Below are 24,689 nucleotides of genomic sequence, written 5' to 3' on the forward strand. Positions count from 1 at the left end.
CATGACGAAAATATTCCGCTTCGGCGTCATCGGCTGCGGTCTGATGGGGCGCGAGTTCGCGAGTGCCGCGGCGCGCTGGCTGCATCTGGCCGATGTGAAGGCGCGACCGGAAATCGTCGCCGTTTGTGATACCAACGCGACGCTGCTCGACTGGTTCAGGGATCATGTGCCGACCGTTCGGCAGTTCGCCGCCGACTATAAGGAGCTTCTGGCCAATCCCGAGGTCGATGCGGTCTATTGCGCTGTCCCGCATGTGCTGCACCAGCAATTCTACATCGACGTCCTGAAGGCCGGAAAGCATCTTCTCGGCGAAAAGCCCTTCGGCATGGACGCCGCGCAGAACCGGGAGATCATGGCGGTTCTCGCCGAGCACCCCGAACTCCTGGTCCGCTGCTCGTCGGAAATGCCTTTCTTCCCCGGTGCGCAGAAGGTCATCGCGCTCGCAAAAGGCGGCGAGATGGGGGATATAATCGAAGTCGAGGCGGGTTTCCTGCACTCCTCGGATATCGACCGGCAGAAGCCGATCAACTGGAAGCGCATGGCCGATATCAATGGCGACTATGGCTGCATGGGTGATCTCGGCATGCATGTGCTGCACGTGCCGCTGCGTCTCGGCTGGCGCCCGACCACCCTGCATGCGCAATTGGTCAAAAAGGTTACCGAACGTCCTGACGGCAAGGGCGGCATGTTGCCCTGCACCACCTGGGATAATGCCACGATCAGCAGCCGCGTGCGCACCGGGGATCAGGATTTCCCGATGGTGCTGAAAACCTGGCGCATCGCACCCGGCGAATCCAACACCTGGTACATCCGCGTTCTCGGCATGAAGAAAAGCGCGTTCTTCAGCACGAAGTCGCCGCGCCAGTGGCAGTGGATGGATTATAATGGCGGTGTCCAGGCTTGGAGCACCGAGGATCTTGGTTATGGCTCGCTGTTTCCAGCCATAACAGGCAAGATCTTCGAATTCGGGTTTGCCGACGCCATACAGCAGATGTGGGCGGCCTTCGTCGATGAGCTTGCCGGCGGGAATGCCAACGGTTTCGGCTGCGCGACGCCCGCCGAGGCGCAGGCGCATCATGCGGTCCTGACGGCAGCCCTCAAATCCGGCCTCGAGGACGTCGTGGTACCGGTCGAGTATGACGGGGCGTCAGACTGATGAAGCGCTCCGAGATCAACGCCGCGTTGCTGCGGGCAACCGAGACCCTCGAGCGCTGGCACTGGTCTCTGCCGGCATGGGGGTCCTGGACGGCAGCGGATTTTGCCGCTCATCCTGAGGCATCGGCCTATTTGCGCGCTCATCAGCTGGGTTGGGATGTCACCGATTTCGGCTCGAACCGCTTCGCCGAATGCGGCCTCGTGCTGTTTTGCCTGCGCAATGGCATCGTCGATATCAGGGGTGAACGGACCTACGCCGAAAAGCTGCTCTTCGTTGGGGAAGGGCAGCTCACGCCGACGCACCGTCATGCGGCGAAGATGGAAGACATCATCAATCGCGCCGGCGGCGATCTCGTCATCGAATTCGCCGCAACCGATGCCGATGGCAATGTGCTGGCGGAGGATGTGACGGTGCCGGTAGACGGGCTGCAGCACCGGCTCGCCGCATGGGAGCCGCTGGTTCTCCAGCCCGGCCAGAGCGTGACGATCCGCACCGGGCTTTACCACCGCTTCTACGGCAGGAAAGGCGGCGGACCTGTCCTTGTCGGCGAGGTCAGCCAGGTCAACGACGACAACAGCGACAATTTCTTTCTGGAGCCGATCGCGCGCTTTGCCGCGATCGAGGAAGACGAGCCGCCGCTGAGACCCTTGTGGAACGAAGGAGTCAGCTGATGCGAGCCGGGGAGGAGGTTCACGATCGCGACAGTCAAAAGCAGGGCGGCATCGTTTGCGCCGGAAACTTCATCGTCGATCGCGTCCACACCCTGTCTTATTGGCCCGAACAGGGCAATCTCGCCCATATCCTGCACCAGGATCTGGGCGTGGGGGGCGGGGCGGCCAATGTCGTCACCGATCTGGCTTCGCTTGGATTTCCCGGAAAACTGGCGGCGGCGGGATGCATCGGCGTCGATCAGGACGGAGAGATCGTCAAGGCCCGCCTTGCGGTTGCCGGCGTCGATGTCGTGGGGCTCACCGCGCTTGCCGACCGGGTGACGGCGCATACGCATGTCATGAATGTGCCCGGCCAGAACCGGACCTTCTTCTATCATGGTGGCGCCAACGATGCCGTCACGGATGAGCTTGTCTCACCCGCAGCCTTCGCCAAGGCCGGCTATCGGCTGTTCTATCTCGGCTATCTCATGCTGTTGCCGGGTCTCGACCGCATTGGCCCCGACGGCCGTTCGGGAGCATCGCGCCTGCTGGAAGCGGCGCGGCGCGCCGGCCTGACGACCTGCGTGGATTTCGTATCGAGCGAAGACCCGGAATTTGCGGCCAAGGTCGGCGTCGCTCTGCCCTTCTGCGATTATCTGATCATCAACGAGATGGAGGCGGGGCGGGCAACCGGCGTTATCGTTCGCGATGCGGAGGGAGATTTGACCGAGGCGGGGCTTTTGGAAGCGGGCGAGCGCCTGCTTGCGGCGGGCGTCGCCAAGGGCGCGATCATCCATGCGCCGGAAACCTGCTTCTGGTTTTCGCCCGGCGCTTCTCCGATCATGACGCGTTCACGACCCGTCGATCCCGATGACATCGTCAGTACCGTCGGCGCAGGAGACGCTTTCTGCGCCGCCGTGCTCTACGGCCTGCATGAGAACTGGCCGGTCGAGCATATCTGCGCCGTCGCCCATGCGGCAGCTGCGCGTTGCCTCAAGGGGGCGACGGCCACCGATGGCATCCCCGACATGTCTGTCCTTCTTCGCGAGGCGAAGGAGACGAACCCGGAATCCGCTTAGCCCATTGGCGCCGCCTCCGGAGGGCGGCTCCGATTATCGTTCAGTCAAAAGGGGAGGAGCAACCATGAAGCTATTCATTATGGCAGCCGCGCACGGCGCCTTTGCCGATTTAGGCGCGACCGGGGAGGCAGTGCAATGACCCATACGGAAACGGCGCGACTTTCCGGCAAGGTGGCATTGGTCACGGGAGGAGCGAGCGGCATCGGCAAGGCGGTCTGCGAGCGTTTTGCCGCCGAAGGCGCCAGGGTTGTCGTGGCGGACCTCGACGGTGAACGATGCGCACGGGTGGCCGAAGCGATCGGCCCGCATGTCTGGGGTGTGGCGCTTGACGTGACCAGCCAGGACAGCATCGAAGAAGCTGTACGCTTCACTATATCAACCGCCGGTCAGATCGACATCCTGGTCAACGCCGCAGGCATTTACGACGTCGAGTCCATCCTGGAAATATCCCGGGAACGGACCGCTAGGGTATTTCAGGTCAATATCGAAGGCCTGATCTTCATGACGCAGGCCGTTGCCCGGCACATGGTGGAAGGAGGGGAAGGTGGCCGCATCATCAACTTCTCGTCCCAGGCTGGGCGTCGGGGCGAAGGACCGGCCGTGGCTTACTGCGCTTCCAAGGCGGCCGTCATCAGCATCACCCAAAGCTGCGCTCTGGAGCTGATCCGTTACGGGATCAACGTCAACGCCATTGCTCCCGGCGTCGTCGATACGCCGATGTGGGACGTCGTCGATGCAAAACTCGGCAGCCGGGAAGGTTTGAAACCCGGCGACGTCAAACGCCGCGTGGCCGCCGCCGTGCCCGCCGGACGATTTGGCGCCCCCCAAGAACAAGCTGCCATGGCCGCCTTCCTGGCCGGACCTGATGCAGCATATATTGTGGCGCAGTGCTACAATGTCGATGGCGGCAATGTCATGAGCTGAGCGCTTGAGCCGTGCCCGGGATGGTCGATGCCGCGGGGCGGACGTGTGATCAGCACAATCACTTGTGGTCTGGAGGAGTGGAATGAGAGCTGTACGTTTAGAGTCGATCGGGTCTTTGACCATGCGCAGCGTCGAGAAGCCGGTTGCCGGGCCGGGCGAGCTGCTTGTCCGGGTTTCCGTGGCCGGCATCTGCGGTTCCGATCGCCACATGTATAAGGGTGAGTATCCGACGGCTTTCCCCGTGACGCTGGGCCACGAATTCTGCGGCATAGTCGAAGCGATCGGCGATACCGTTACCCGCTTTACCGGTGGTGAGCTTGTGACGGTCAACCCGAATATTGCCTGCGGCACCTGTCGGGCTTGCACGCAGGCGCGGCCGAATTTGTGCGAGAGCTTGACCGCCATCGGCGTGACACGGGATGGCGGCTTTGCCGAATATGTGGCGGTGCCGCAGGCCCAGGCCTTCGTCCTGCCGGCCGGCCTCGATCCCGTTCACGGCGCCTTCAGTGAACCGCTGGCCTGCTGTATCCACGCCATCGACAAGGCAAAGATCCGTCCGGGCGACAGCGTCGCTATCCTCGGCGGGGGAGTGATCGGCCTGCTCATGGTGCAACTGGCCCGCCTGGCTGGGGCAGGCGAGATTATTTTGATTACGCGGCAGCAATCGAGACGCCAAACCGCTCTGCGCCTGGGGGCGACGCACGCCTTCGACCCGGCCGCTTCAGACACAATCGCTTCCGTTCGAGAGGTCACCAAAGGCGGCGCCGACGTGGTCATCGAGTGCGCCGGCGTCAGCGACACGCTGCAAAGCGGTCTGAAGATGGCGCGGCGCGGTGGTACCTTCGTGCTTTTCGGGGTCACACCGGCGGGGGTCGAGGTGCCGGTTCTGCCTTTCGATCTGCTCGTAAACGAAGTCGATATCAGGCCGGCCTACCTCAACCCCTTCACCCATTCGCGGGCTGCGGCAATGGTCGCGAGCGGAGTGTTGGAGCTGGACGCATTGGTCACCAAAACCATAAGTCTCGAGGAGGTCGCCGACGTGGTGGCCAACGCGCCATTGCCGGGCGAGATCAAGGTCATCGTCCGGCCCTAGCTTCGGGGTCCCACCTCAGTTGCGGACGAGACCGGTGGAATCGCGCTCAATCAGGGTGACCGGCACTTTTACGATCGCGCCTTGCCGAGATTCGTCTCCTGTTTGGTGCTCTTCGATCAGCGCTTCCAGCAGTCGTGCTGCCTGCTGTCCGACATTGCGGATCGGCTGCGCAACCGTTGTCAGCCGTGGAAAGACGTAAGCGGCCTCCGGCAGATCGTCGAAGCCGACGACCGAATAGTCGCCCGGAACGGAAAATCCGCGATCCTGGATGGCATGGATTGCGGCAATCGCCGAAACGTCGGTCGTGCCGATGATCGCGGTGACCTCGGGTCGAGACGCCAGCAATTCCCGCGCCAGCCGGTAGGTCTCTGCAAAGCTGTGCTCTTCCGCCATCGCCACGATGGCGGGCGCGATGCCATCTTTCGCCATTTCTGCCGTGATGCCCTGAAGGCGAAGCTGGATCGGCTGGCTGTGGGCCGGCGCGCCGACAATGGCGATTGCCCGGTGGCCGAGGTCGATCAGATGGCGCGCCATCAGCCGTCCGCCTTCCTCGTGATCGGCCATGACAGCGTCGTCAGCGATGCCGCTCAGCTCGCGGTCAATGGCGATGATCGGAATGCCAGCGTCCCGCAGCACGCCGAAATGCTCGATGCTGCCAAAGGCGCTTGCCACGATGACGCCATCGACGCGCTGAGCGAGCAGCATGGAGATATAGCGCACCTCATGGTCCATATTTTCCGCCGTGCTGCAGATCAGCGTCTGATAGCCGTGCTGGAACAATTCCTGTTCGATCGCATGGGCCAGGATGCCGAAGAAGGGCACGTCGATCGACGGCAGCATCAGTCCGATCATCCGGCTTGGTGCACCGCGCAGCATGCGTGCACCCTTGCTCGGCGTGTAGTTCAGCGTTCGGATGGCCGCCTCGACCCGCTCCCTGAGCTCAGGCGAGGCATAACCGCTGTTGTTGAGCACGCGCGAGACCGAAGAGACTGACGTTCCTGCAAGTTTAGCGATATGTCGGATGCTGGTCGTCACGTGCTCGCATTTCTTTCTCTACAGCGCTGCGCGTCTTTTCAGACGCGCATAGGAGGCTAGCACAGGAGCGGTCGAACATTCATCAGACGGGATCCTGACGTTCACTTCCATTTGTCAGTCCACTAGATCACTCGCGGAACGCCGCATCAAGCGCGCCGCTGTTCGAAGACCTTTCTGTCGCTCCGAAACCGCAAAAGTTGCGCGCTATACAAGTCAAAAATAAAATCACATAAAGTCACATTTATAAAGATTGGTTTGTGTTTACGGTCTGATACTGTCGCCTTGGCGGGCGTCCGAGCCATTTTTTGAGAGAAGCAAAATGATCAATTGCCTCGTAGTCGATTTGGGCGCTGGCAGCGGGCGGGCGATGCTGGGCCGTTTCGACGGACAAAAGGTCGATCTTTCGGAGGTCCACCGGTTCTCCGGGATAGAGATGCGCCTCGGTGATGGACCGCACTGGGACCTCAATCGTTTGCTTGAGGAAATCAGGAAGGGCTTGCAGCTGGCACTCGAACGTTGCGCGAAGATCGATTCGATCGGCGTGGATAGTTGGGGGGTAGATTATGCTCTCGTCGATGCCGATGGAAAGCTGCAAGCTGCGCCTCATCACTACCGGCATCCCCGTTCCCAACGAGGTTATGACGCCTTTCCCATGACACCCAGTGAAATGTTCGAACGGACCGGTTCGCAGGTTCTCCCAATCAACACGGTCTATCAGCTTTTCAGCGCAGGCAAGGAAGATCCATCGGTGATCGCCACCAGCCAGCGCGTGCTGATGATCGCCGATGCCGTCAATTATTACCTGACAGGGGCAGTCGGCGGCGACCTTACGCTTGCGCGCACCTCCGGCCTTCTCTCGTTGGACGGAAAATGGGATCGTTCCATCTGCCGCAGCGCCGGCATCCCCCTCGGCCTGCTTCCACCGTTAAAGCAGCCGGGCACAGTCCTTGGCCGGCTTCGGGAAGAGCTCCAATTGGAACTTCAACTACACAACCGAATTCCCGTGATCTCGGTCGCGGCCCACGACACTGCAAGCGCAGTATGCGGACTTCCACTGCGTACGCAGGAAGCGTTCCTGATCTGTGGTTCATGGTCAATCATCGGCCGCGAGGTGCGTCACGCGATCACTTCGGAGGACGCCCGGTTAAGCGGTTTCGGCAACGAAGGTGGCATTGAAGGTCGTCAGCTTTTCTTGCGAAGTTTGAATGGGTTACATCTGCTGCAAAAGCTTCGTGCGCACTGGTCGGGGCGCGTAGGGCAGGAGATCAGCTTCGCTCAAATGTCAGACCTTGCGACGATTGCCTCCGCACGTGGGATGACAGCCTCGATCAATCCGTCGGATCCAGCTTTCTTCGATCCGCCCGACATTGTGGCCGCTTTGACGCGCGCCTGCCCCGAACTCGCGGGATGCACCAATGACGACCTCGGCACTCTCGCACTTGCCGTTTACCGCGGGTTGATTGAAGACGTTGCAGACAGTCTTTTGGCGCTCGAACGGCAGACGAACGAGCCCGTGGCCCGCCTTCGGATCTGTGGTGGCGGGGGCCGGGACGCTCTTTTGTGCCAGCTGATAGCAAACCGCACCAGCCGCATTGTCACCGTCGGACCAATCGAAGCAAGCGCTTGGGGAAATATCGCAATGCAGCTGATTGGCCTTGGTTTGATCGAAAACCTTGCAGCGGCTCGCATCGTGATTGAAAAGTCGGCCGATATCCTGAATTACTACCCCCAGAAATAACAATGGGTTTCCCCTAAAAAATGCTTGCAGTCGAACGAAGACAGAAAATTCTTGACCTGGTCTATCGCCACAAGACGGTGCAGGTCACTGATCTCAGCAAGTCTTTTGGCGTCACCGAAGAGACGATCCGCCGCGACCTGCAGACCTTGGATGGAAGCGGGCTTCTGAGCCGCACACACGGAGGGGCGGTAGCAAAGGAAGCCGAAGCGGAAGATGTTCCTTACCGGATGCGTCAGGTCACCAATATCGAGGCGAAGCGGAAGATTGCCGCTCTCGCGGCTGCATTGGTGCACGATGCGTATGCCGTTATGATTGACTCTTCATCGACAGCTTTTGAGGTGCTCAGCGCGCTTAAAGATCATCACGACCTAACATTGATTACCAATTCTGTACGCATTACCGCCAATCCTGGAGCGACGCAGCACACTATCGTGTCTGTCGGCGGCGAGCTGCGTAAGCAGTCGATGACCTTCGTTGGAACGTTGGCGACGCAGGCAATCGCCAAATTCAATGCCGATATCGCGCTCATCAGCTGCAAGGCCATCTCGATATCGGGAGGCGTTATGGATGCGAGCCTTCCGGATGCTGAGGTCAAGCGTGCGTTCATTGCCGCCGCCCGAAAGGTATGTCTCCTCGTCGACGGGGACAAGTTTGATGGTTCGGCGCTCACCAGCGTCTGCCCTGTTGATCAAATCAACGCTGTTATCACCGATCGTCAGCCTTCCGACGAATGGATCAAACATTTTCAGAAGCTGAGCATCCCAGTTCTCTACTAAAAACAACATTTTCAGACATTAAAATTTCTGTTTTTGTTGACTATGTCGCTGTCGCGGTTATGGTCCTCTCCGGAATTGAAGGTGAGGATCATGGAAAATAATCTCGAACTGCGTGAATTTATCTGCGAGGTGGGCCGACGCGCCTACGCGCGTGAGATGGGCGCGGCCAACGACGGCAATATTTCCGTTCTACTGGATGATGGTACGCTTCTTTGCACGCCGACCGGTGTCTCCAAGGGCTTTATGAAGCCGGAAATGATCTGCCATATCGATCGCAGCGGAAAACCCATCGGTGATGGGCTATATCGTCCGTCCAGCGAAATTGGCATGCATTTGTGTGTCTACGATCATCGCGACGATGTGCGTTCCGTCGTGCATGCGCATCCGCTTTACGCCACCGTGCATGCCATTTGTGGCAAGCCGCTGACCCAACAGATCATGCCTGAGTCGACAATGTTTTTGGGCGAAGTCCCGCTGACACCGTACGGCCTTCCGTCGACGCCGGAACTGTCGGACGCCATCATACCCTACCTGCAAAGGCACGATGCGCTTTTACTCGAAAACCACGGCGCCCTGACTTATGGGCATGATTTGAACAGCGCCTATTTCAAGATGGAAGCACTCGATTACTACGCCAAGGTCGTCTACCTCGCGGCCTCCTACGGCGGCGCCAAGGAGTTCAACGCAGATCAGATCGAGAGGTTGCTCGATGTTCGCCGCAAGCACTTCAACCAGCCAGGCCGCCATCCGTTTTTGAATCTCGCAGAGCAAGTTCGTTAGGAAGATCATTGATCTTCTGAAGAGTATGTGGAGGACGCAATGTACGCAGAAAAGTTTCGCCTGGATGGCAAGGTCGCCGTCGTTACGGGTGGCGGACGCGGCATAGGGCTAAGCTGCGTCGAGGCGCTTGCCGAACACGGAGCAAAAGTTGTCATTGCCGATATTGATAAGGCAATCGCCGATGAGGGCGCGGCGGCAATGAAGGCAAAGGGATATGATGTCGCCACCTACCAGGTCGATGTTACGAAATCGGCGGAAGTCGATGGGCTGGCCGACTGGGTGGTCTCGACCTATGGCAAGGTGAACATCCTGGTTGCGAATGCAGGCATCGCTCGTTCCGGCGTCGCCGCAGAAGACGTGACCGACGAGCATTGGCTCCACGTCAATGACGTCAACTACAATGGCGTATTTTGGTGTAACCGTGCCTTCGCCCGGCATATGCTCAATGCCAATTCGGGCTCGATCGTCAACATCGGGTCGATGTCGGGTCTGATATCGAACCGCCCACAGAAGCAAACCTACTATAACGCCGCCAAGGCTGCCGTGCACCAGATGACATCGTCGCTTGCGGCCGAATGGGCCGACCGTGGCATCCGGGTCAACGCCGTTGCGCCCACCTACATCGAGACTGCGATGACCACGTATCGTCACGATAATGAGGGAATGATCGATGTCTGGCTGCGAGATACTCCGATGCACCGTCTCGGCAAACCTGACGAGATCGCTTCCGTCGTCCATTTTCTTGCATCGGATGCGTCAAGCCTCATGACCGGTACGACGGTCGTTGCCGATGCTGGTTTTACCTGCTGGTAAATCTATTCCGCATGCATTTTGGCTGGCGGATCAAACGACAGGCGAGATCATGTCTAGTTTGAGGTTCGCATCCTCGAGGGTGATGGCCAAGCTTGGGCTGCAGGCTTTCAGCCGGTTCCAACTTGCAAACCGAACCGACGCGGCTGAATCTGCAGGTAGCCTCAGCGAAGACATCTCCACAGACCGAATATTTTGGCGATCACTTTCCCATTTTCGCGTCGTAGCTGCCCATAGACAGTTTTTTGCTCGTCAGAAAAATCAATAAGGTCGAAGAAGACGCTTTCATTTCGTTCGATATTTCCGAGGAAGAAAACGTCTTTTCGGACGACCGGCCCCTTCAGGGGAAACCAGCTTTCCAAGGCGCGATCGGCCAATGCCTGATACTCGGCAAAGTAAAATAGTCCTGCGCCGTTGAACTCCTGCGAGGCGCTGGGATCAAATCGAAAGGTTCTGAGCGCTTTGTTGGCGGGGACCGGAAACCCGAAATGCGTTGCTGACCGCCCATTCCGGATGTCTGCAGCATTCTCAGCCAGGCGGCTGGGCTGGAACCGCTCTCCCGGCGGCTCAGGCAACGTCACACGCGCTATCGAGTGATTGTTGTCTTTGATCGTTCTGTAAACGAAGGTTGAGATGAGTTCGACCGCGCCGACGCTTCGTCCGTGGACAGACAATTCATGTCGGGTCGAAGTCCGGGTTCGCGAGACTACGGACAGTCTCGAATGGATGGTCAAAATATTGTTCGCCTGCACGACGTCGAAACGCGCATCCGTCAGTGACGTTGCACAGATCGCGGCATAGGCCTCCTCTCCATCGGCCGTTCTGAAAGCCGCATTGTCGAGCCCGAGATGACAGGCGAGCATCAGCCAGTGACGATGGCCGAGTTCCTTCATCAGCCATGTCTCGGACAGCCCGTTTCCATTCAAATGCGGCATGCCGAGGAGTATATGCGGATCAAGGGCACGTTCCATCAAGTCGCGTGCCGAAGGTCCTGCGGGCGGAAAATCGAGAAGGGCCGCGCTCATGATCAGGCACTGACCGATTGCTTGAGAGACGATGTCTGTGCCGAACGTCGCGCTGCGAGATGCCCGACCACATGTTCTGCATCCCTGCCGACGCTGAGGAACCGGCCCGAGCCCCAGGTCCAGAGCCAGGGAAGTCCCAGCACGTAGACGCCATCGACGGCAGTGACGCCGCGGCGATGAACGGGATAGGCGTTGCCGTCGAAGATCGGCAGTCCGACGAAGGACCAATCCGGGCTGAATCCCGTGGCCCAGATGACCGAGGTGATCCCCTCCGCCTTCAGGTCGAGTTCGGCAATCTCAGCCTCAGGCTCCCAGATAGGGACATAGGGGGATGCGGCCGGAGCATCGATACCCTTTTCGGCGATATGCCGGTCAATCAGGGCATTGATGCCGTTATAGACCCGGTCGGCGCCGTCGAGATTGGCCTTCAGGTTCGGCTCGAACAGCATCCGGCCGGCGGCGATGCCGGACATGCGGCCATACAGCGCCATGCCCTCCAGCGCGAACTTGCGCAGATCGATATCGCGTCCGCCGTCGCGTCCTGTCAGATAATGGTTGGTGTCGTGCTTCTTCTTCGTCATGCCATCATGTTCGACGGTGATGTCGTACTGGCCGATATCGGAAAGCCAATCGACCACATCGCGGCCGCGATAGAACCGGGCGCAACGCGGTGCATTGCCGGTGACGAGATGCACCTTGCGGCCGGCAAGATGCAGATCCTCCGCAATCTGGCAGCCGGACTGGCCGGAGCCGACCACGATGACGCCGCCGTCCGGCAGTTGGTCGGCATTGCGATAGGCGGCGGTGTGGATCTGCATGATGTCCTCGGGCAGGCGCTCGGCCGCACGCGGAATGGCCGGATCTGCATAGAGGCTGGTGGCGATCACCACGGCATCGGCAGTCACCGCCCCAGCCGAGGTCTCGAGCCGGAAGAGGCCGCCATGCTTTTCGAGCGACGTCACGCTGGTTTGCTCGAAGACCGGCGCCTCGACCTTCTTCACGAAGCGATCGACATAGGCAAGGATCTCGTCCTTGACCATAAAACCGTGCGGATCCGTGCCGTCATAGGGATGATCGGGGAGCTGGCACTGCCAGTTCGGCGTCACCAGGCAAAAGGCGTCCCAGCGTTCGTTCTTCCACTTATGCGCAACGGTCTTCTTCTCGAAGACCACATGGTCGATGCCGTGGCTCTTCAGATAGTAAGAGGCCGAGAGCCCGGCCTGGCCACCGCCGATGACAATCGCACTGTAATGGCTCTTGAGGGATGGTGTGGGCATGATGGGTCATTTCAAAGGATGAAGCTTTCGCAGCGGACTTCGGCCTCTGCGTCGGTGAGATAAGGAGTGGCGGCCTGTTCGATGCGCGACAGTTGGCCGAGCGCCAGCGAGCAGGGATAGCCGTATTTCGCCTTGACCCTGTCGCTGGCGATGGTCAGTGCCGTGCGGCTGCGATTAAGAAAGTCCGATAGCGGATAGGTTTGGCCCTCGGCGAAATAGTCCTTGATCACCAGCGAGGGCGAATAACAGGTCTCCTTGCGGCCATCCGGCCAGGCAATGACAAACCGCATTTCAGGCATGGTTGGGCTCCAGCAGCGTGTGATAGCGGGCAAGATGGGCGGTTGCGGTTTGCTGCCAGCCATGGCGGGCGGCAACCGCGAGACCACGGGGAATGATCTGCTCGCGGATAGGTGCGACCAGCGCCAGCGCCATGCCTTCGGCAATCGAGACCGGATGATGCGGATCGCACCAGATCGCATCGCCGGGACCCAGATATTCGGTGAAGGGCGCAATCGAGGATGTTACGACCGGAATGCCGCTGGCCATGGCTTCCAGAACGACGAGGCCGAAGCCTTCCTTGATCGAAGGGAACACCAGCGCATCCGCCAACCGGTAGAGGCTCGACATGTCGGCATCCGCGATCGCTCCGGTGATATGCACCGCTGCGGCGTCCCGACCGAGGCAGGCGAGGCAAGAACGGAACTCCTCCTGATAGTCGCCATGGTCCAGGAGAGAGGCGCCGCCGGCAATGACAAGCTGGGCATCTGGCCGGATGGCGCGGACCTGACGAAAGGCTTCGAGAATACCGAGGGTGTTCTTTCGCGCCTCGATGCCGCCGACACTGAGGAAGATCGGCCCGCTTCCCAGCTGCAGCCTGTCGCGCAGAGCGACCTGCTCCCCGCTCCAGGCAGGCGAGAAGCGGTTGGTGTCGACGCCATTGCCGACCACTGTCGCCTCGATGCCGCGCTCGTCTCTCAGCCTGTCCTGCCAGAGGCGGCTGACGGCGAAGAAGATATCGGCCGCATCGATCGCGCGGTCCTGCAAGGCCATCAGGCGCGGATCGGCAAACTGGTCGATGTGGTGGACAGTGCGGGCAAAATTCGGGATCAGGCCGTCCAGTTTGAGCGTCGCCAGCGCATTGCCGGAAATGCCGTCCTGGGCGTGAAAGAGGTCGAAGCCATCGGTTCCCGTTCTCCGGAAATAGTCGACATAGTCTGCAATCCGCTGCTCGACCATTTGCGTCATGTCCGCGGGTGCCGGCGGCACGGCAATGCAGGCCGCGCCGCAAAAGGGTTGACGAAAGAAGCCCGTCCCCTGGGCATCCGGCGCGTGCAGGACCACTTCATGGCCAAGTGCGGTCAGCGTTTCCGAAAGCTGCATGGCATGAACCACGCCGCCACGCGGATTGGTGGAATGGGTCAGCATGGCAATGCGTAGCGTTCGGTGCGGCGGGAGGCTCATGCGGCGACATCCTGTCGGCCGAGCTGCAGCAGTGGTGTTTCGGCATGATTGCGCACCACTGCACGGCTCTCGCCATCGACCAGCACGACTTCGGCGCCGGCCACGACCGCGCCGATGACCGCGGCGCTGATGCCGCGCGCGGTGAAGCGGGTGACGACATCGGCCACATCTTCCAACGCGACCGAGAGCAGATAGCCGAAGCTCGGAAAGGTAACGAGCCAGCGATCGAGATTGACACCGGCGGGCAGGGGAATGGCGGTGACGTCGATGTCGATGCCGACATGCGAACATTCGGCCAGCATGATGGCCGTGCCGACGATGCCGCCCTGGCTGATATCCTTCGCAGACAGCGCCAGCCCGGCCTCGGCGATCTCGGGCAGCAATTCGAGGTCGCCGCGCAGGCGCGCCGGCGCGGCATCGGTGGCGGCTTCCCAGTTATTGAAGGGTTCGCGGTAACGGCCGCGATGGTCGATGGCTGCAACCAGCACATCGCCCGGCTTTGCATCGAAGCTCGTCAGCAACTTCTTGGAGCGACCGAGAATGGCGACCGACAATTGGCCGCGTTCGCTGCGGATATTGGTGTGCCCGCCGACGATCGGCACACCAAAGGCGCTGGATGCCGCCCGCATACCTTCGAGAACGGGTGTCGCACCTGCCTCGCCATTGGCCCAGACGGCATCGACCACGGCGATCGGCCGGCCGCCCATGGCAACGACGTCAGAGATATTGACCATGACGCCGCACCAGCCGGCGAACCACGGGTCGGCGGCGACGAACTCGTTCATGAAGCCTTCGATGGCAAAGAGCAGATAACCGTCGCCGTCGGGCAGCGCGGCGCAATCGTCGCCGACGGCAATCTGCTGCCCCTGCAGGCCGAGCCTTGCCGCGATCGTGCCGATATCCTGCTTGGCGGCGATGCCGCTGCTGGTCGAGAGTTTTGCCGCCAGGGCCCTGATGTCGATTGCGGCCATCCTCACGCTGCCTTTCTGGAAAGGGCGGTGAAGCCTGCCTCGGGTGTGGCGCAGGGCGGATAGTAGGCAAGGTCAGCCTTCATCCTGAGATGCGGCTTGCCATAGACCTCGAACTCCTCGATCACATCCCAGTGCAGCCTGCGGAACAGCAGGCCGTTCTGAACCTGCACATTGGCGAGGAACGTGTGGCATCCGATCGCGTTGGCGGAGGACACGGCGAGTTTGATCAGGGTCGCCCCCAGGGCGCCGATCTTGCGGTAATCGCGATGGACCGCCAGTCGCGAGCCCCACCAGAGACCGGGTTCCGCCTGATGGATGCGCACCGTTCCGACCAGCTGGTCGGCGGCAATGCCGAGCATGGAGAGCGCCACGATCGGGATGGCCTGATCGTCGATCGCGTCGCGGTCATCGCCCTCGAAGATCTGCTGTTCCTCGCAGAAGACGGCACGGCGCAGCGCATGCGCTTGGCTGCGCTCCCAGGCGGAGGTCGCGAATTTCACCTGGAATTCGCTCGAGCGATAGGGAGCAAAGGTTTCGAGCATCATTTGGTAAGCATCCTTTCATAGGTGGAAAGGGCGGAGCAGGCGCCGCATTTGCCGCAGCCGGCCTTGATGTCGACGGCCTTCAAGCCGCTGGCGACCAGCATCCTGGACAAGGGGCCGAGGATCGAGTGCATGAAGTCGGGCCTCGGCGCCGGGTGGCTTTCGAGCGGCGTGCCCGAGATCGGCACGAAGGGCACGACGAAGGGATAGACGCCGAGCGCAACTAGCTTTTCGCAGATGTCCAGAATGGCTTCACGGCTGTCGCCAAGCCCAGCCAGGATATAGGTCGAGACCTGGCCGCGCCCGAAGACCTCCACTGCGGCCTCGAACGAGGCCATGTATTTGGCGATCGAGACCTGCGCCTTGCCCGGCATGATGCGGGCACGCACCTCTGGCGTCACGGCCTCCAGATGCATGCCGAGGGCATCGACGCCGGCCTCCTTCATGCGGGTGAACCATATATCGTCTTCCGGCGGCTCACATTGCGCCTGGATGGGAATGTTGACTGCCGCCTTGATGGCGCGGGCGCTGTCGGCGAGGATCGCAGCGCCGCGGTCGTCGCCCTTCGGCGTGCCGGTGGTCATCACCATATGCTTGACGCCGTCCAGTTCGACGGCCGCCTTGGCGACTTCCGCAAGCTGCTCTGGCGTCTTGTGGGCGATGGTGCGGCCGGCTGCCAGCGATTGGCCGATGGCGCAGAACTGACAGGTCTTGGTGCGGCTCTGATAGCGGATGCAGGTCTGCAGCACCGTCGTGGCAAGCACGTCCTTGCCGTGCAGAACGGCGATCTGCGAATAGGGAATGCCGTCGGCGGTCGAGCGCTCGTAGAAGCGCGGGCGCAGGGGAAAGGAGACCTCACCCAGCGCCGTGCCATCCCGGCTGATACGGCTGCGGCCCATATCGTCCGGCTTTTCCACCAGATAGGGGCTCTCGAATGCAGGTGCGGTGTGAACCGGCACCATCACCGTCATGCCGTCAATGGTCAGTGCCTTATGGTCGGACGGTCCAGCACCACCGCGTCGGCTTTCATGTCCGGCCTTGGGGTCAACGAGCCGGGCTCCGTAGGACTGCAATTCGTTGATCAGAATCTCGGTCGGCAGATGTGTCGTATTCTCCATCGGAAAAGGTCCTTGCTTCGGCTGTGGGGAGGGATGGCTGAGTGGTGGTGACCATCGGCGCCGTGGCCCGGCCATCCATGACAAGATGCAGCAGCTCGGGTCGGGCATAATGGCCGACCGAATCCATCATCCGCTTGCGTTTGACGATCAGGCTCATGTCGAGATCGGCGATCAGGATGCCTTCGCCTTCTGTCAGCGGCGGCACGACATGTTTGCCTTCGGGCGAGATGATCGCGGTCATGCAGCCGCCGCGCAGGGTCTTCTGCAGGCCGGCGTCTGACGTGATGGAGGCGATCTGCTCGTCGGCCAGCCAGCCTGTGGCGTTGACCACGAAGCAACCGCTTTCCAGCGCATGGTGGCGGATGGTGACTTCCATCTGGTCGGCAAAAATCGGCCCGACCATGGAGCCTGGAAACTGGGCGATATGGATGTCTTCGTGCTGCGCCATCAGGGCGTAGCGGGCCAGAGGATTGTAATGCTCCCAGCAGGCCAGCGCCCCAAGGCGTCCGACGGCGCTGTCGACCACCTTCAGGCCGGAGGCGTCGCCCTGGCCCCAGATCATCCGCTCGTGAAAGGTCGGAGTGATCTTGCGACGCTTGAGGATGAGTGTGCCATCGGCATCAAACAGCAGCTGGGCATTATAGAGCGATCCGTGGTCACGCTCGTTGACGCCAAGCGCCACGACGATGCCATGCTCGCGGGCGGCCGCCGAGACGGCATCGGTGGGGGCACTCGGCACCGTGACGGCTTCCTCGTAAAGTCGCACGTGCTCCTTGCCGGAGAGAACAGGCGGCAGCACGAAAGAAAAATAGGGGTACCAGGGGACGAAGGTTTCGGGAAAGACGATCAGCTCGGCGCCTTTGGCTGCCGCTTCGCGAATTGCATCCAGCACGCGGGCCAGTGTTTTCTCGCGCGAGGTCAGATCCGGCGCGATCTGCGCGGCGGCAACCCGGACGCTCGGTTTTTTCTCCATGACGAAATCCTCGATTGACGGGGCAGGAGGCGGAGCGCCAAGGCTCCGCCCCTTATTCTTCGGAGCGCGCCTGGTGCTTAGAGCGTCCAGGTATCAAGGATGAAGGCGCCGTCGCGGCGATGGATCAGGATCAGGTCGAGAACGTCGAGCGGACTGATCGGCGTGATGCCGGGGATCAGCGCGCCTTCGCCATGGCCGTAAAGCGCCTGAAGGGCAAAACGGCAGGCATAGACCTTGCCGCCTTCTTCCATGAACTTGACGATCTGGTTGTTGAAATTCAGATGGCCGGGAAAGGCCTCCGCACCGAGCGTCGGAAAACCACGCTGGACGCCGAGCGTCACGCCCGGGCCGTAGAGAAGGATCGAGGTTTCGAAACCCTTCCGCTTCAGGCGTGTCGCCTGCAGCAGGTTGACGAATCCGATCGATCCTTCGAAGGCCACGGTATGGAAGGTGACGAGGGCTTTTTCGCCTTCGCCGGCCTGTACGTCCTCGAAAACCTTGTCCTCGTAATCGACAAGAAAGTCGCCTTTTTGATTGGCTGGCTTGGTCACTGCGGGCATGGATGGCTCCTTGATTGAAATCCGATCCCCATCCGGGGAGCATCCATCCAATTGCAAGCGTCATGCCAGATTGATTATGCATAAATAGCAGTCAAATCTACCAATTATACATTCAATTATGCTATCAATTTCGAGGGTTAAAGTTTTAAAGCCAATTTTCTGGGCGATCGAACGCAAAAAACGAATGCATGAAAGCTCAAAACAAATGCATTCAATTGGTCGTCAACCAGCAGGGAGACATAATATTTGTCCGGCATGAGTCCTCGTCACCGGTCGCATCGGGATGCGGAGGCTCATGTCCGAACATCCGGCCTCGGCCGCATGTCAGTGAATGCGCTCGTTCGCCTTGCGTCAAGATGGCCTATCGCATCAATCGGAAAAGTCTAGCCATGTTGAATGCGATCAATTAATGCGATTTGTATGCATTCATAATGACAATTGGCATCCAAGTGCTACAGCGTCTTTGCGCGCCTGGAGAGACACGCGGTGCTGCAGGAAACAGGAGAAAACTATGAGTAATAAACCGACTATCATTCTGGTGCACGGCTTTTGGGGTGGGGCCGGGCATTGGGGCAAGGTCATACTCGAACTGGCGCATAGGGGCTATCAGTCCATTCACGCCGTCGAACTACCGCTGACGTCGCTAGGCGAGGACGCTGAACGGACACGAAAGATGGTGGCTCAACAGAACGGGCCGATCCTGCTCGTCGGTCATTCCTACGGCGGCGCGGTCATCACCGAAGCGGGAGATCAACCGAATGTAGCGGGGCTTGTCTATATCGCCGCATTCGCTCCCGACGCAGGCGAAAGTCCAGGCAGCATCACTCAACGGCATCCTCCTGCAGCAATGGTCAATATCGAGCCTGACAGCGACAACTACCTGTGGCTCAAGGCTGACAAATTTCACGAAAGCTTCTGCCAGGATATGTCCCCCGAAGACGGTTTCGTTTTGGCGGCGACCCAAAAGGCGCCGCTCGCTGGCACTTTTGGAGATGCCATCACCGCCCCGGCCTGGAGGAAGAAGCCGTCCTGGTATCAAATAGCAAGTGAAGACAGAATGATTGCTCCTGAAAATCAAAAGGCAATGTCGGCTCGTCTCAATGCTCGGAAAGTCGTGACCTTGGCGGCAAGCCATGCTTTGCCCCAATCAAAGCCCCTGGAGGTTGCGGCTCTTATCGATGAGGCGGCGGTAGACGTCTCGAAGTAAGAACAAGGCGCTTGTGGCGGGGGTGTGAGAATAAGCGCCCCCCGCTTTCTCGTCTTGCGTGCTTCGGCTTCGAGCACACATACGCCACAACGAAACTGTTCGAATGTCTGGCCATTTGGCGCATTGATCGACAAGCTTCACCCTGAGAGCTACAGAATAGGCCTGATCGATAGCAGCCCGTTGAGCGGACAGATGATGAACGACACAGTTCTTCTTTTTCACGGCATTGCCCGGACGAAGAAAAGCATGGCGAAGCTCGCCGGCTTCCTGTCCGGCCACGGTTATCGGGTTGTGAATGTCGGTTACCCCTCCACCAAGTTTTCGATCAGCGACCTCATCGACATCATCCGACCGGAGATCGACGACGCCGTGAAGAAAGCAGGCGATGGCCGGGTCCATTTCGTCGGTTATTCGATGGGTGGGCTGGTCATCCGCGCTTTTCTCAGGCGCTATCGCCCAGCCAAGCTGGGGAGAGTGGTCATGGTCGGAACGCCGAACAACGGCAGTCAGATTGCCGATTTCCTCAAGAGCTGGCCACTATACAGGAAGGTCTATGGACCGGCAGGACAGCAGCTGATTACCGATCAAACCGCCATGACCGAGCTGTTCGGCACGGTCGATTACGAACTTGGCATCATTGCCGGGAACCGGACCATTGATCCGGTCTCTTCGCTTATCATCGGCCTCAGGGTTCCGAATGATGGGAAGGTTTCGGTGGAGAGCACGCGCCTTGACGGCGCGGCGGACCATATCGTCATTCCGGCAAACCACACTTTCTTGCCCGTCAACAAGACGATGTGGAGCCAAGCCCTGTCGTTTCTGAAAGATGGGCGGTTTACAAGCTGAATTTCCAAATATTCAAACATCTGCCACATGCCCTCTGCTTAATTCCCCGCGGCACCGGTATCGAAGGAAATGCAATGACCGCCATCCTGCGAAAGAAAGTTCACGGCGCGTCTACACGCGGACAGGTCATCGACGGTGCGCCCGATGTCGGCGTCGCCTATCAGGTGTTTTCCGATACGGTGATCGAAGACGTTATCGTCAAGAATTCCCCTCGCGGCTTCAAATTTCACAATGGCAAGAATCTCACCGTCAGGCGCTGTGAAACGGAGAATGTGAACGGCGACGGCATCTACCTGACGAAGACGACGCACGTGTTGCTGGAGAATAATCGCATCGGCGCGGCCCCGGGCGAGGGAGCAGACTGCTGCCAATTCGCCTATCAAAACAGCGACGACAATATCAGCTCCGATATCGTGATCCGCGGCAACCTCTTCCTGCAGTCGCCGGCGAGCGCATCGAACAAGGGCGCGCTGGTCTGCGACAAAACGCGACAATACCTGGTCGAGTACAATTTCATCGGCGGCAAGAATTTCTCCTTTTCGTCGATCGGCGATGACGCCGTGGTGCGCAGCAACATCATGCGCGATGGCAGGATGAATGATTATTCCTTCGGCTACGGCGTTGGCGACAAGGCCGACCACGCCGGCCATCACGTTTATGACAACTGGATCGAGAACACCAATCGTGGCGTCAGCCTGAGCGGTTTTTCGGATCAGGAGCTGGCATTTCGCAAAGACATCGATATCCACGACAACGTCATTAGCCAATGCGACATCGCGTTCTTCGCCAACCGTCGGTGGTCCGGCAGCTTTCGGCGCAACATATTCCTGCGGTGCGAACAGGACATCGTTCTCAAGGGAAACGGCAAAGCGACTGCGGGTGATATCGATGGCAACTATCGCAACGATGGCAGCTTCCTGAACGTCACCCCGCCGCCGCTTCGCTTCAAGCCCGATGGCAACGCGTCCGTTGCCTCCGGGGAATGGACATCCGAGCCCGACGAAATCCGCATCCAGTGGCGCAACAAGGGGATCGATATCCCAGGCGCCAATCGGCCCTCCTTCACCGCGGAGCCTGGCATGGAATTGTCATGCGTCTTGCTGGCTCGCAAAGACCAGAACTGGATGCTGGCGATCGCCGAGACTGCCTATGACGACTTCACGCCGCGCGCATGGCAGGAACACAAGCTGCCTTGGCAGAAGCGCTATCTCTCGATTTAAGCCGTGCGACGGGGGCCCGGATCGCGCAAAATCAGGATCGACGCCAGCGAAGTCTCATGGCCTTTCCTGCGCTGAGCGCTTTGCGAACCGGTTCATCGTAGAGGCGGGTGACGACAATGGCCAATAGGACGATCAGCGGAAGAACGATGGCAAAGATCGCCCAGGCTGGCGGTTGTCCCAAGCCAGCGGCTTTCCAGGCTCCCAACAGCAAGCCCAGCAGCGGAACATGAATTGCATAGAGCGCGTAAGACGCCTCTCCCGCAATAAGAAGGGGCTGCCGCAACACGCCATCGAAGTTGGCTGTGTAAAGGACAAGCACGGCGATAGGAAATAAAACAGTGATGACAATCAGGTCCTTTATGCCAACCCAGGCGGCCGGCGCCTGGAAGACGAGAAGAGCGGTCGCGACGACGATTGTTGTCACTGCGGCGGCTTTTCCGATGCCTGAAGGGGAAAGCCGCTGACGGTAGCGGTACATCAAGATGCCGAGGCTGAAAGAAAAGAGAACGCGGGGAAATCCGGAGAGCAAGGCGCCGTCGAGCGGGATCAGGTCGGCGCTTCCATGGGCCAGCGTTTGCGCCGCCAGCCAAACCCATGACGCAAGCAGGATGAGTGCGAGTACGCCGCTGGACAGCATTCTCGCCGCATAGCCGTAGGCCAGGTTGATCACGATCTCCAGGAATAGGGACCATGACGGACCGTTGAAGGGGAACAGGTTCGGCGCCTTCAGCGATGTTCCACCGATCGCCGGCAGGAAGAACATCGAGGCAATCAACGAGGTGGCAAACAGCATCGGATCGATTTGCTGATTTCTGCTGAGCGACATGCCGGCATATGCGAGTACGCCGAGCAGCAAACCGAGCAGATACAGGGGGTATAAGCGGATGAGACGCTTGATGGCAAAATCATTGGCAGAGAGTGAAGACTCTTGAATGAGTTTCCTCTCATAGGCGTGGCCGATCACGAAGCCGCTGAGACAAAAAAACAGGTCGACGGCGAGATAGGCAGCAGGTGCTGCATCAAATCCGACGAAACCTTCGGTGTGATGCACTGCCACACAAATGGCCGCCAAGCCACGAATCCCATCGAGGCCAACCAGTCTACGATTATTTGAAGTCATCTTTTTAGCCTGATGCATGTTGCGCCCCTGCCTGGGTCGGTTTGCGGAAGCGGGACAGGAACTCCGGGCCAAGGCTCGTAAGCGCGATCACGGTGTGGGGCCACAAGATGAAGGGGGCCAGCATCATTCCGGCTTCGGTGAACGCGCCGATCAAGATCAGGAGGATAATGACAACCTCCTTTCGCTTGGTGATGGCGAGCGCTTGATTGAGGGGTGACGAGGTCATCTTCCCCACGAGCCGCACCACGACGAACGAGGTCCAGATGATGGTGGCTGGTATGCCCATGTTCAGCGCAAGTTCGATATAGGTGTTGTGTGTCGATTGAGCATCCCACGTAAGGCGAACATATTGCTCCATGATATCGGGCTGTCGGAACAAGGCGAATCCCCAGCCTGAAAACGGCCGCTCGTAGATCAGCGGCAGCAACTGTTCCCAGACATTCGTACGTCCGCTGAGCGTAAGGTCTTTCCCGAATGACTCGGCAATCGCCTGGGCCACACCCATCAACGCGACGGAGACGACGAAGCCTAGCAGGGCGAATGCAAGAAGAACGACGAAGGATCTGAAGATGCGGCCTGGAAAGCGCTGAATCCAGCTCATTCCGTAGTATACGGCTATTCCGATCGAAAGCAGGATGATCGCCGTCGATGATTTCGCCAGCACGATGAGCACGAGGTAGAGCAGCATTGCCGCCCATCGCAGGAGATCATAATAGCGCAGGCGCCACATCGGCAGGGCTGGAAGTAGCAGGATGAAGTTTGTTGCCGAAAACTGGCCGAGCATATTTTTGTGGTAGAACGCCCCTTTCACCATCCCGGCATAACTGCCTCTCATCACCGCAAACCGGGGAAAGGCTGCCGTGTAAAGAATATTGATGAAAGCCGTGGCAATGGCAAATTTCGCCAAGCTTTCAAATGTGTCGACGGCTCCATAACGGGCTCGGTAAAGAAGGGGTCCAGCAGTCAGCAATGCGACGGCGACGAGAGCCCGGAGCGAGGCTGTAACGCTGACGGAAAAAGCAATCGACAGAAAGACGCATAAGCAGATTATGCCGACCAGCGGCGAGGCGCTGCGGAGCATTTCAACGACTCGCCTGGGCTCCAGCAAGCAGTAGAGGCCGATGAGTGGAACGAGCGACATCAGCAACAGTCGCATTGGCATGGGATCTTTGCCGACACCCTCCTGGAAGTCGGCGGGCAGCCCGTACCACATGCCAGTCGCTCTCCAGAGGGAAATATAAAATATTGCCGAGAGGAGGATCCGAACGAGGGTTTCACGCCGAATGCGATATTGCGCGCGAGCTCTGGGTCTATGTCTTTGCAGGCCAATCGGTTGGTAGCTGTCAAATGAGGTGCTCATGACATTCCGCCTTACGTTTTGGTAACCACCTGAGCGGCAAAAATTAAAGCTGCAGACCCGCTGCGGCGAGGAAGCTCGTGATCAGCTTGTATGCCCCTTCATTGAAATGAAGATGGTCAGGCTTGTAGTTGGAACAATCCTTATCGCTTGGTTTGCCGCACCGCAACATATCATCGTTCATTTGAACGAAGGTGACACCAGGCATTTCAGCCAATGACGATGCGACAAGTTGGTTGGCCGGAATTCGGACATCCTCGTAGAAGGCGTAGCGCTTGCCCCGAGGCGGTATGGACAACGCATAAATATGGGCGCCTGGCCAAAGAGCGCGAACCTTGCTGACAACAGCCACGACACCCGCCGCCACGGCGCATGGCGCCGTTTTCGCACCCAGGTTATTCGTGCCGATAAGCACGACGACATCCGTCGGATGGAAATCCGGAAGGTCTAGATCATCGAGGCGGTACAATGCATTTTGCGTGGTGTCGCCGGCGACCGCGAGGTTCATCGCCGGGCGGGTGGGAAAGCTGTCCTTGATCCAGGGCTGCCAGAGTTCGACGAGCGAATCGCCGACAAGAGCCAGATTGTATCGGGCCGATTTGACGCGATAGCTGGGAAGAGCGCGATTAAGTCGCTTGCTTGCCTGCTTTTGCTGGGCCGAGGCGTTCGTCGCTTTTGCAGGGTCAGGGCATTCCTGTGCGAAGGACGGCCCAGCATTGCCGACGATGAGAAGGAAATTCAATGCGAGGACGATGACGAGGTTGGCGAAAACTCGCAACATTCAGATGACCGATATCCTGACGTCTTGGGGCTTTCATTATTGAAGAGGAAAATGGCGGTGGCAAGGAAAGAGTGGTTCTGGTCTCTCCGCCCGCAATGCTCGGGCATGGCAGCCGATCCATGAAATGGACATGCACCGACCGCATCCGATCAACGAAATCGTCAATTGCCGGAACCAAAGACCGAACCCG

25 protein-coding genes are annotated in these 24,689 nt (G+C 59.4%); 12 read left to right on the forward strand and 13 right to left on the reverse strand.

What is annotated here, in order from left to right; all coding sequences use genetic code 11:
* The first annotated feature begins 1 nt into the window (after position 1).
* The 5 genes from AC245Y_RS01440 to AC245Y_RS01460 all read left to right on the forward strand — a co-directional run bounded on the left by AC245Y_RS01440 (position 2) and on the right by AC245Y_RS01460 (position 4,902).
* Entirely contained in the window at positions 2–1,156 is a 1,155-nt protein-coding gene (locus AC245Y_RS01440) for a Gfo/Idh/MocA family protein (protein ID WP_017992899.1), read from the forward strand.
* Positions 1,156–1,827, forward strand: a complete 672-nt coding sequence (locus AC245Y_RS01445) for a D-lyxose/D-mannose family sugar isomerase (protein WP_017992900.1) — start codon at positions 1,156–1,158, stop codon at positions 1,825–1,827. Before AC245Y_RS01440 ends, AC245Y_RS01445 begins: the two co-directional genes overlap by 1 nt.
* Positions 1,827–2,885: a carbohydrate kinase family protein gene (locus AC245Y_RS01450; protein WP_017992901.1), complete on the forward strand. Its 1,059-nt coding sequence runs from the start codon at positions 1,827–1,829 to the stop codon at positions 2,883–2,885. The genes AC245Y_RS01445 and AC245Y_RS01450 overlap by 1 nt, the downstream gene beginning before the upstream one ends.
* Positions 2,886–3,020: 135 nt before the next feature.
* On the forward strand, positions 3,021–3,809 hold the full coding sequence (locus AC245Y_RS01455) for an L-iditol 2-dehydrogenase (protein ID WP_017992902.1): 789 nt from the start codon (positions 3,021–3,023) through the stop codon (positions 3,807–3,809).
* Positions 3,810–3,891: 82 nt separating this feature from the next.
* On the forward strand, positions 3,892–4,902 hold the full coding sequence (locus tag AC245Y_RS01460) for a zinc-dependent alcohol dehydrogenase family protein (protein ID WP_017992903.1): 1,011 nt from the start codon (positions 3,892–3,894) through the stop codon (positions 4,900–4,902).
* Between the two features lie 15 nt (positions 4,903–4,917).
* On the opposite strand, the gene AC245Y_RS01465 is transcribed toward AC245Y_RS01460, so the two are convergent.
* Positions 4,918–5,937, reverse strand: a complete 1,020-nt coding sequence (locus AC245Y_RS01465) for a LacI family DNA-binding transcriptional regulator (protein ID WP_017992904.1) — start codon at positions 5,935–5,937, stop codon at positions 4,918–4,920.
* Positions 5,938–6,256: 319 nt separating this feature from the next.
* Here AC245Y_RS01465 and AC245Y_RS01470 point away from each other — a divergent pair, with 319 nt between their 5' ends.
* The 4 genes from AC245Y_RS01470 to AC245Y_RS01485 all read left to right on the forward strand — a co-directional run bounded on the left by AC245Y_RS01470 (position 6,257) and on the right by AC245Y_RS01485 (position 10,044).
* Entirely contained in the window at positions 6,257–7,675 is a 1,419-nt protein-coding gene (locus AC245Y_RS01470) for a rhamnulokinase (protein ID WP_017992905.1), read from the forward strand.
* Positions 7,676–7,695: 20 nt separating this feature from the next.
* Positions 7,696–8,451: a DeoR/GlpR family DNA-binding transcription regulator gene (locus AC245Y_RS01475; protein WP_017992906.1), complete on the forward strand. Its 756-nt coding sequence runs from the start codon at positions 7,696–7,698 to the stop codon at positions 8,449–8,451.
* A 90-nt stretch (positions 8,452–8,541) separates the two neighbouring features.
* Positions 8,542–9,231 (forward strand): class II aldolase/adducin family protein, encoded by a 690-nt coding sequence (locus AC245Y_RS01480; protein WP_017992907.1) that lies wholly within the window; start codon positions 8,542–8,544, stop codon positions 9,229–9,231.
* 39 nt (positions 9,232–9,270) lie between these two features.
* Complete coding sequence (locus tag AC245Y_RS01485; RefSeq protein WP_017992908.1) at positions 9,271–10,044, forward strand: SDR family NAD(P)-dependent oxidoreductase; 774 nt, start codon at positions 9,271–9,273, stop codon at positions 10,042–10,044.
* Positions 10,045–10,205: 161 nt separating this feature from the next.
* On the opposite strand, the gene AC245Y_RS01490 is transcribed toward AC245Y_RS01485, so the two are convergent.
* The 9 genes from AC245Y_RS01490 to AC245Y_RS01530 all read right to left on the reverse strand — a co-directional run bounded on the left by AC245Y_RS01490 (position 10,206) and on the right by AC245Y_RS01530 (position 17,968).
* Complete coding sequence (locus tag AC245Y_RS01490) at positions 10,206–11,066, reverse strand: Pnap_2097 family protein (protein ID WP_017992909.1); 861 nt, start codon at positions 11,064–11,066, stop codon at positions 10,206–10,208.
* 2 nt (positions 11,067–11,068) lie between these two features.
* Complete coding sequence (locus AC245Y_RS01495; RefSeq protein ID WP_017992910.1) at positions 11,069–12,343, reverse strand: MSMEG_0569 family flavin-dependent oxidoreductase; 1,275 nt, start codon at positions 12,341–12,343, stop codon at positions 11,069–11,071.
* An 11-nt stretch (positions 12,344–12,354) separates the two neighbouring features.
* On the reverse strand, positions 12,355–12,642 hold the full coding sequence (locus AC245Y_RS01500) for an MSMEG_0570 family nitrogen starvation response protein (protein WP_017992911.1): 288 nt from the start codon (positions 12,640–12,642) through the stop codon (positions 12,355–12,357).
* Entirely contained in the window at positions 12,635–13,804 is a 1,170-nt protein-coding gene (locus tag AC245Y_RS01505) for an MSMEG_0565 family glycosyltransferase (protein ID WP_017992912.1), read from the reverse strand. Before AC245Y_RS01505 ends, AC245Y_RS01500 begins: the two co-directional genes overlap by 8 nt.
* Positions 13,801–14,775 (reverse strand): sll0787 family AIR synthase-like protein, encoded by a 975-nt coding sequence (locus tag AC245Y_RS01510; protein WP_017992913.1) that lies wholly within the window; start codon positions 14,773–14,775, stop codon positions 13,801–13,803. The genes AC245Y_RS01505 and AC245Y_RS01510 overlap by 4 nt, the downstream gene beginning before the upstream one ends.
* A 2-nt stretch (positions 14,776–14,777) precedes the next feature.
* Positions 14,778–15,320: an MSMEG_0567/Sll0786 family nitrogen starvation N-acetyltransferase gene (locus AC245Y_RS01515; protein WP_017992914.1), complete on the reverse strand. Its 543-nt coding sequence runs from the start codon at positions 15,318–15,320 to the stop codon at positions 14,778–14,780.
* Positions 15,317–16,435 carry an MSMEG_0568 family radical SAM protein gene (locus tag AC245Y_RS01520; protein ID WP_017992915.1) on the reverse strand — a complete coding sequence of 373 codons (1,119 nt, stop codon included), beginning with the start codon at positions 16,433–16,435 and terminating at the stop codon, positions 15,317–15,319. Before AC245Y_RS01520 ends, AC245Y_RS01515 begins: the two co-directional genes overlap by 4 nt.
* Positions 16,362–17,408, reverse strand: a complete 1,047-nt coding sequence (locus tag AC245Y_RS01525) for a Nit6803 family nitrilase (RefSeq protein ID WP_017992916.1) — start codon at positions 17,406–17,408, stop codon at positions 16,362–16,364. The genes AC245Y_RS01520 and AC245Y_RS01525 overlap by 74 nt, the downstream gene beginning before the upstream one ends.
* A gap of 77 nt (positions 17,409–17,485) precedes the next feature.
* On the reverse strand, positions 17,486–17,968 hold the full coding sequence (locus AC245Y_RS01530) for an MSMEG_0572/Sll0783 family nitrogen starvation response protein (RefSeq protein WP_003545449.1): 483 nt from the start codon (positions 17,966–17,968) through the stop codon (positions 17,486–17,488).
* Between the two features lie 511 nt (positions 17,969–18,479).
* On the opposite strand from AC245Y_RS01530, the gene AC245Y_RS01535 reads away from it, so the two are divergent.
* The 3 genes from AC245Y_RS01535 (at position 18,480) to AC245Y_RS01545 (ending at position 21,241) form a co-directional block, all read left to right on the forward strand.
* Positions 18,480–19,175: an alpha/beta hydrolase gene (locus AC245Y_RS01535; protein ID WP_017992917.1), complete on the forward strand. Its 696-nt coding sequence runs from the start codon at positions 18,480–18,482 to the stop codon at positions 19,173–19,175.
* 195 nt (positions 19,176–19,370) lie between these two features.
* Complete coding sequence (locus AC245Y_RS01540; RefSeq protein ID WP_026157249.1) at positions 19,371–20,021, forward strand: esterase/lipase family protein; 651 nt, start codon at positions 19,371–19,373, stop codon at positions 20,019–20,021.
* 74 nt (positions 20,022–20,095) lie between these two features.
* Positions 20,096–21,241 carry a right-handed parallel beta-helix repeat-containing protein gene (locus AC245Y_RS01545; protein WP_017992919.1) on the forward strand — a complete coding sequence of 382 codons (1,146 nt, stop codon included), beginning with the start codon at positions 20,096–20,098 and terminating at the stop codon, positions 21,239–21,241.
* A gap of 31 nt (positions 21,242–21,272) precedes the next feature.
* On the opposite strand, the gene AC245Y_RS01550 is transcribed toward AC245Y_RS01545, so the two are convergent.
* The 3 genes from AC245Y_RS01550 to AC245Y_RS01560 form a co-directional block, all read right to left on the reverse strand.
* Positions 21,273–22,298, reverse strand: coding sequence for an acyltransferase family protein (locus AC245Y_RS01550; RefSeq protein ID WP_017992920.1), 1,026 nt, complete (start codon positions 22,296–22,298; stop codon positions 21,273–21,275).
* 67 nt (positions 22,299–22,365) lie between these two features.
* On the reverse strand, positions 22,366–23,721 hold the full coding sequence (locus AC245Y_RS01555; RefSeq protein ID WP_012756023.1) for an O-antigen ligase family protein: 1,356 nt from the start codon (positions 23,719–23,721) through the stop codon (positions 22,366–22,368).
* Positions 23,722–23,764: 43 nt separating this feature from the next.
* A complete protein-coding gene (locus AC245Y_RS01560; RefSeq protein WP_017992921.1) occupies positions 23,765–24,499 on the reverse strand; it encodes a GDSL-type esterase/lipase family protein in 735 nt (244 codons plus the stop codon).
* Positions 24,500–24,689: the final 190 nt, after the last annotated feature.

It is taken from the genome of Rhizobium sp. SRDI943, assembly GCF_057653695.1.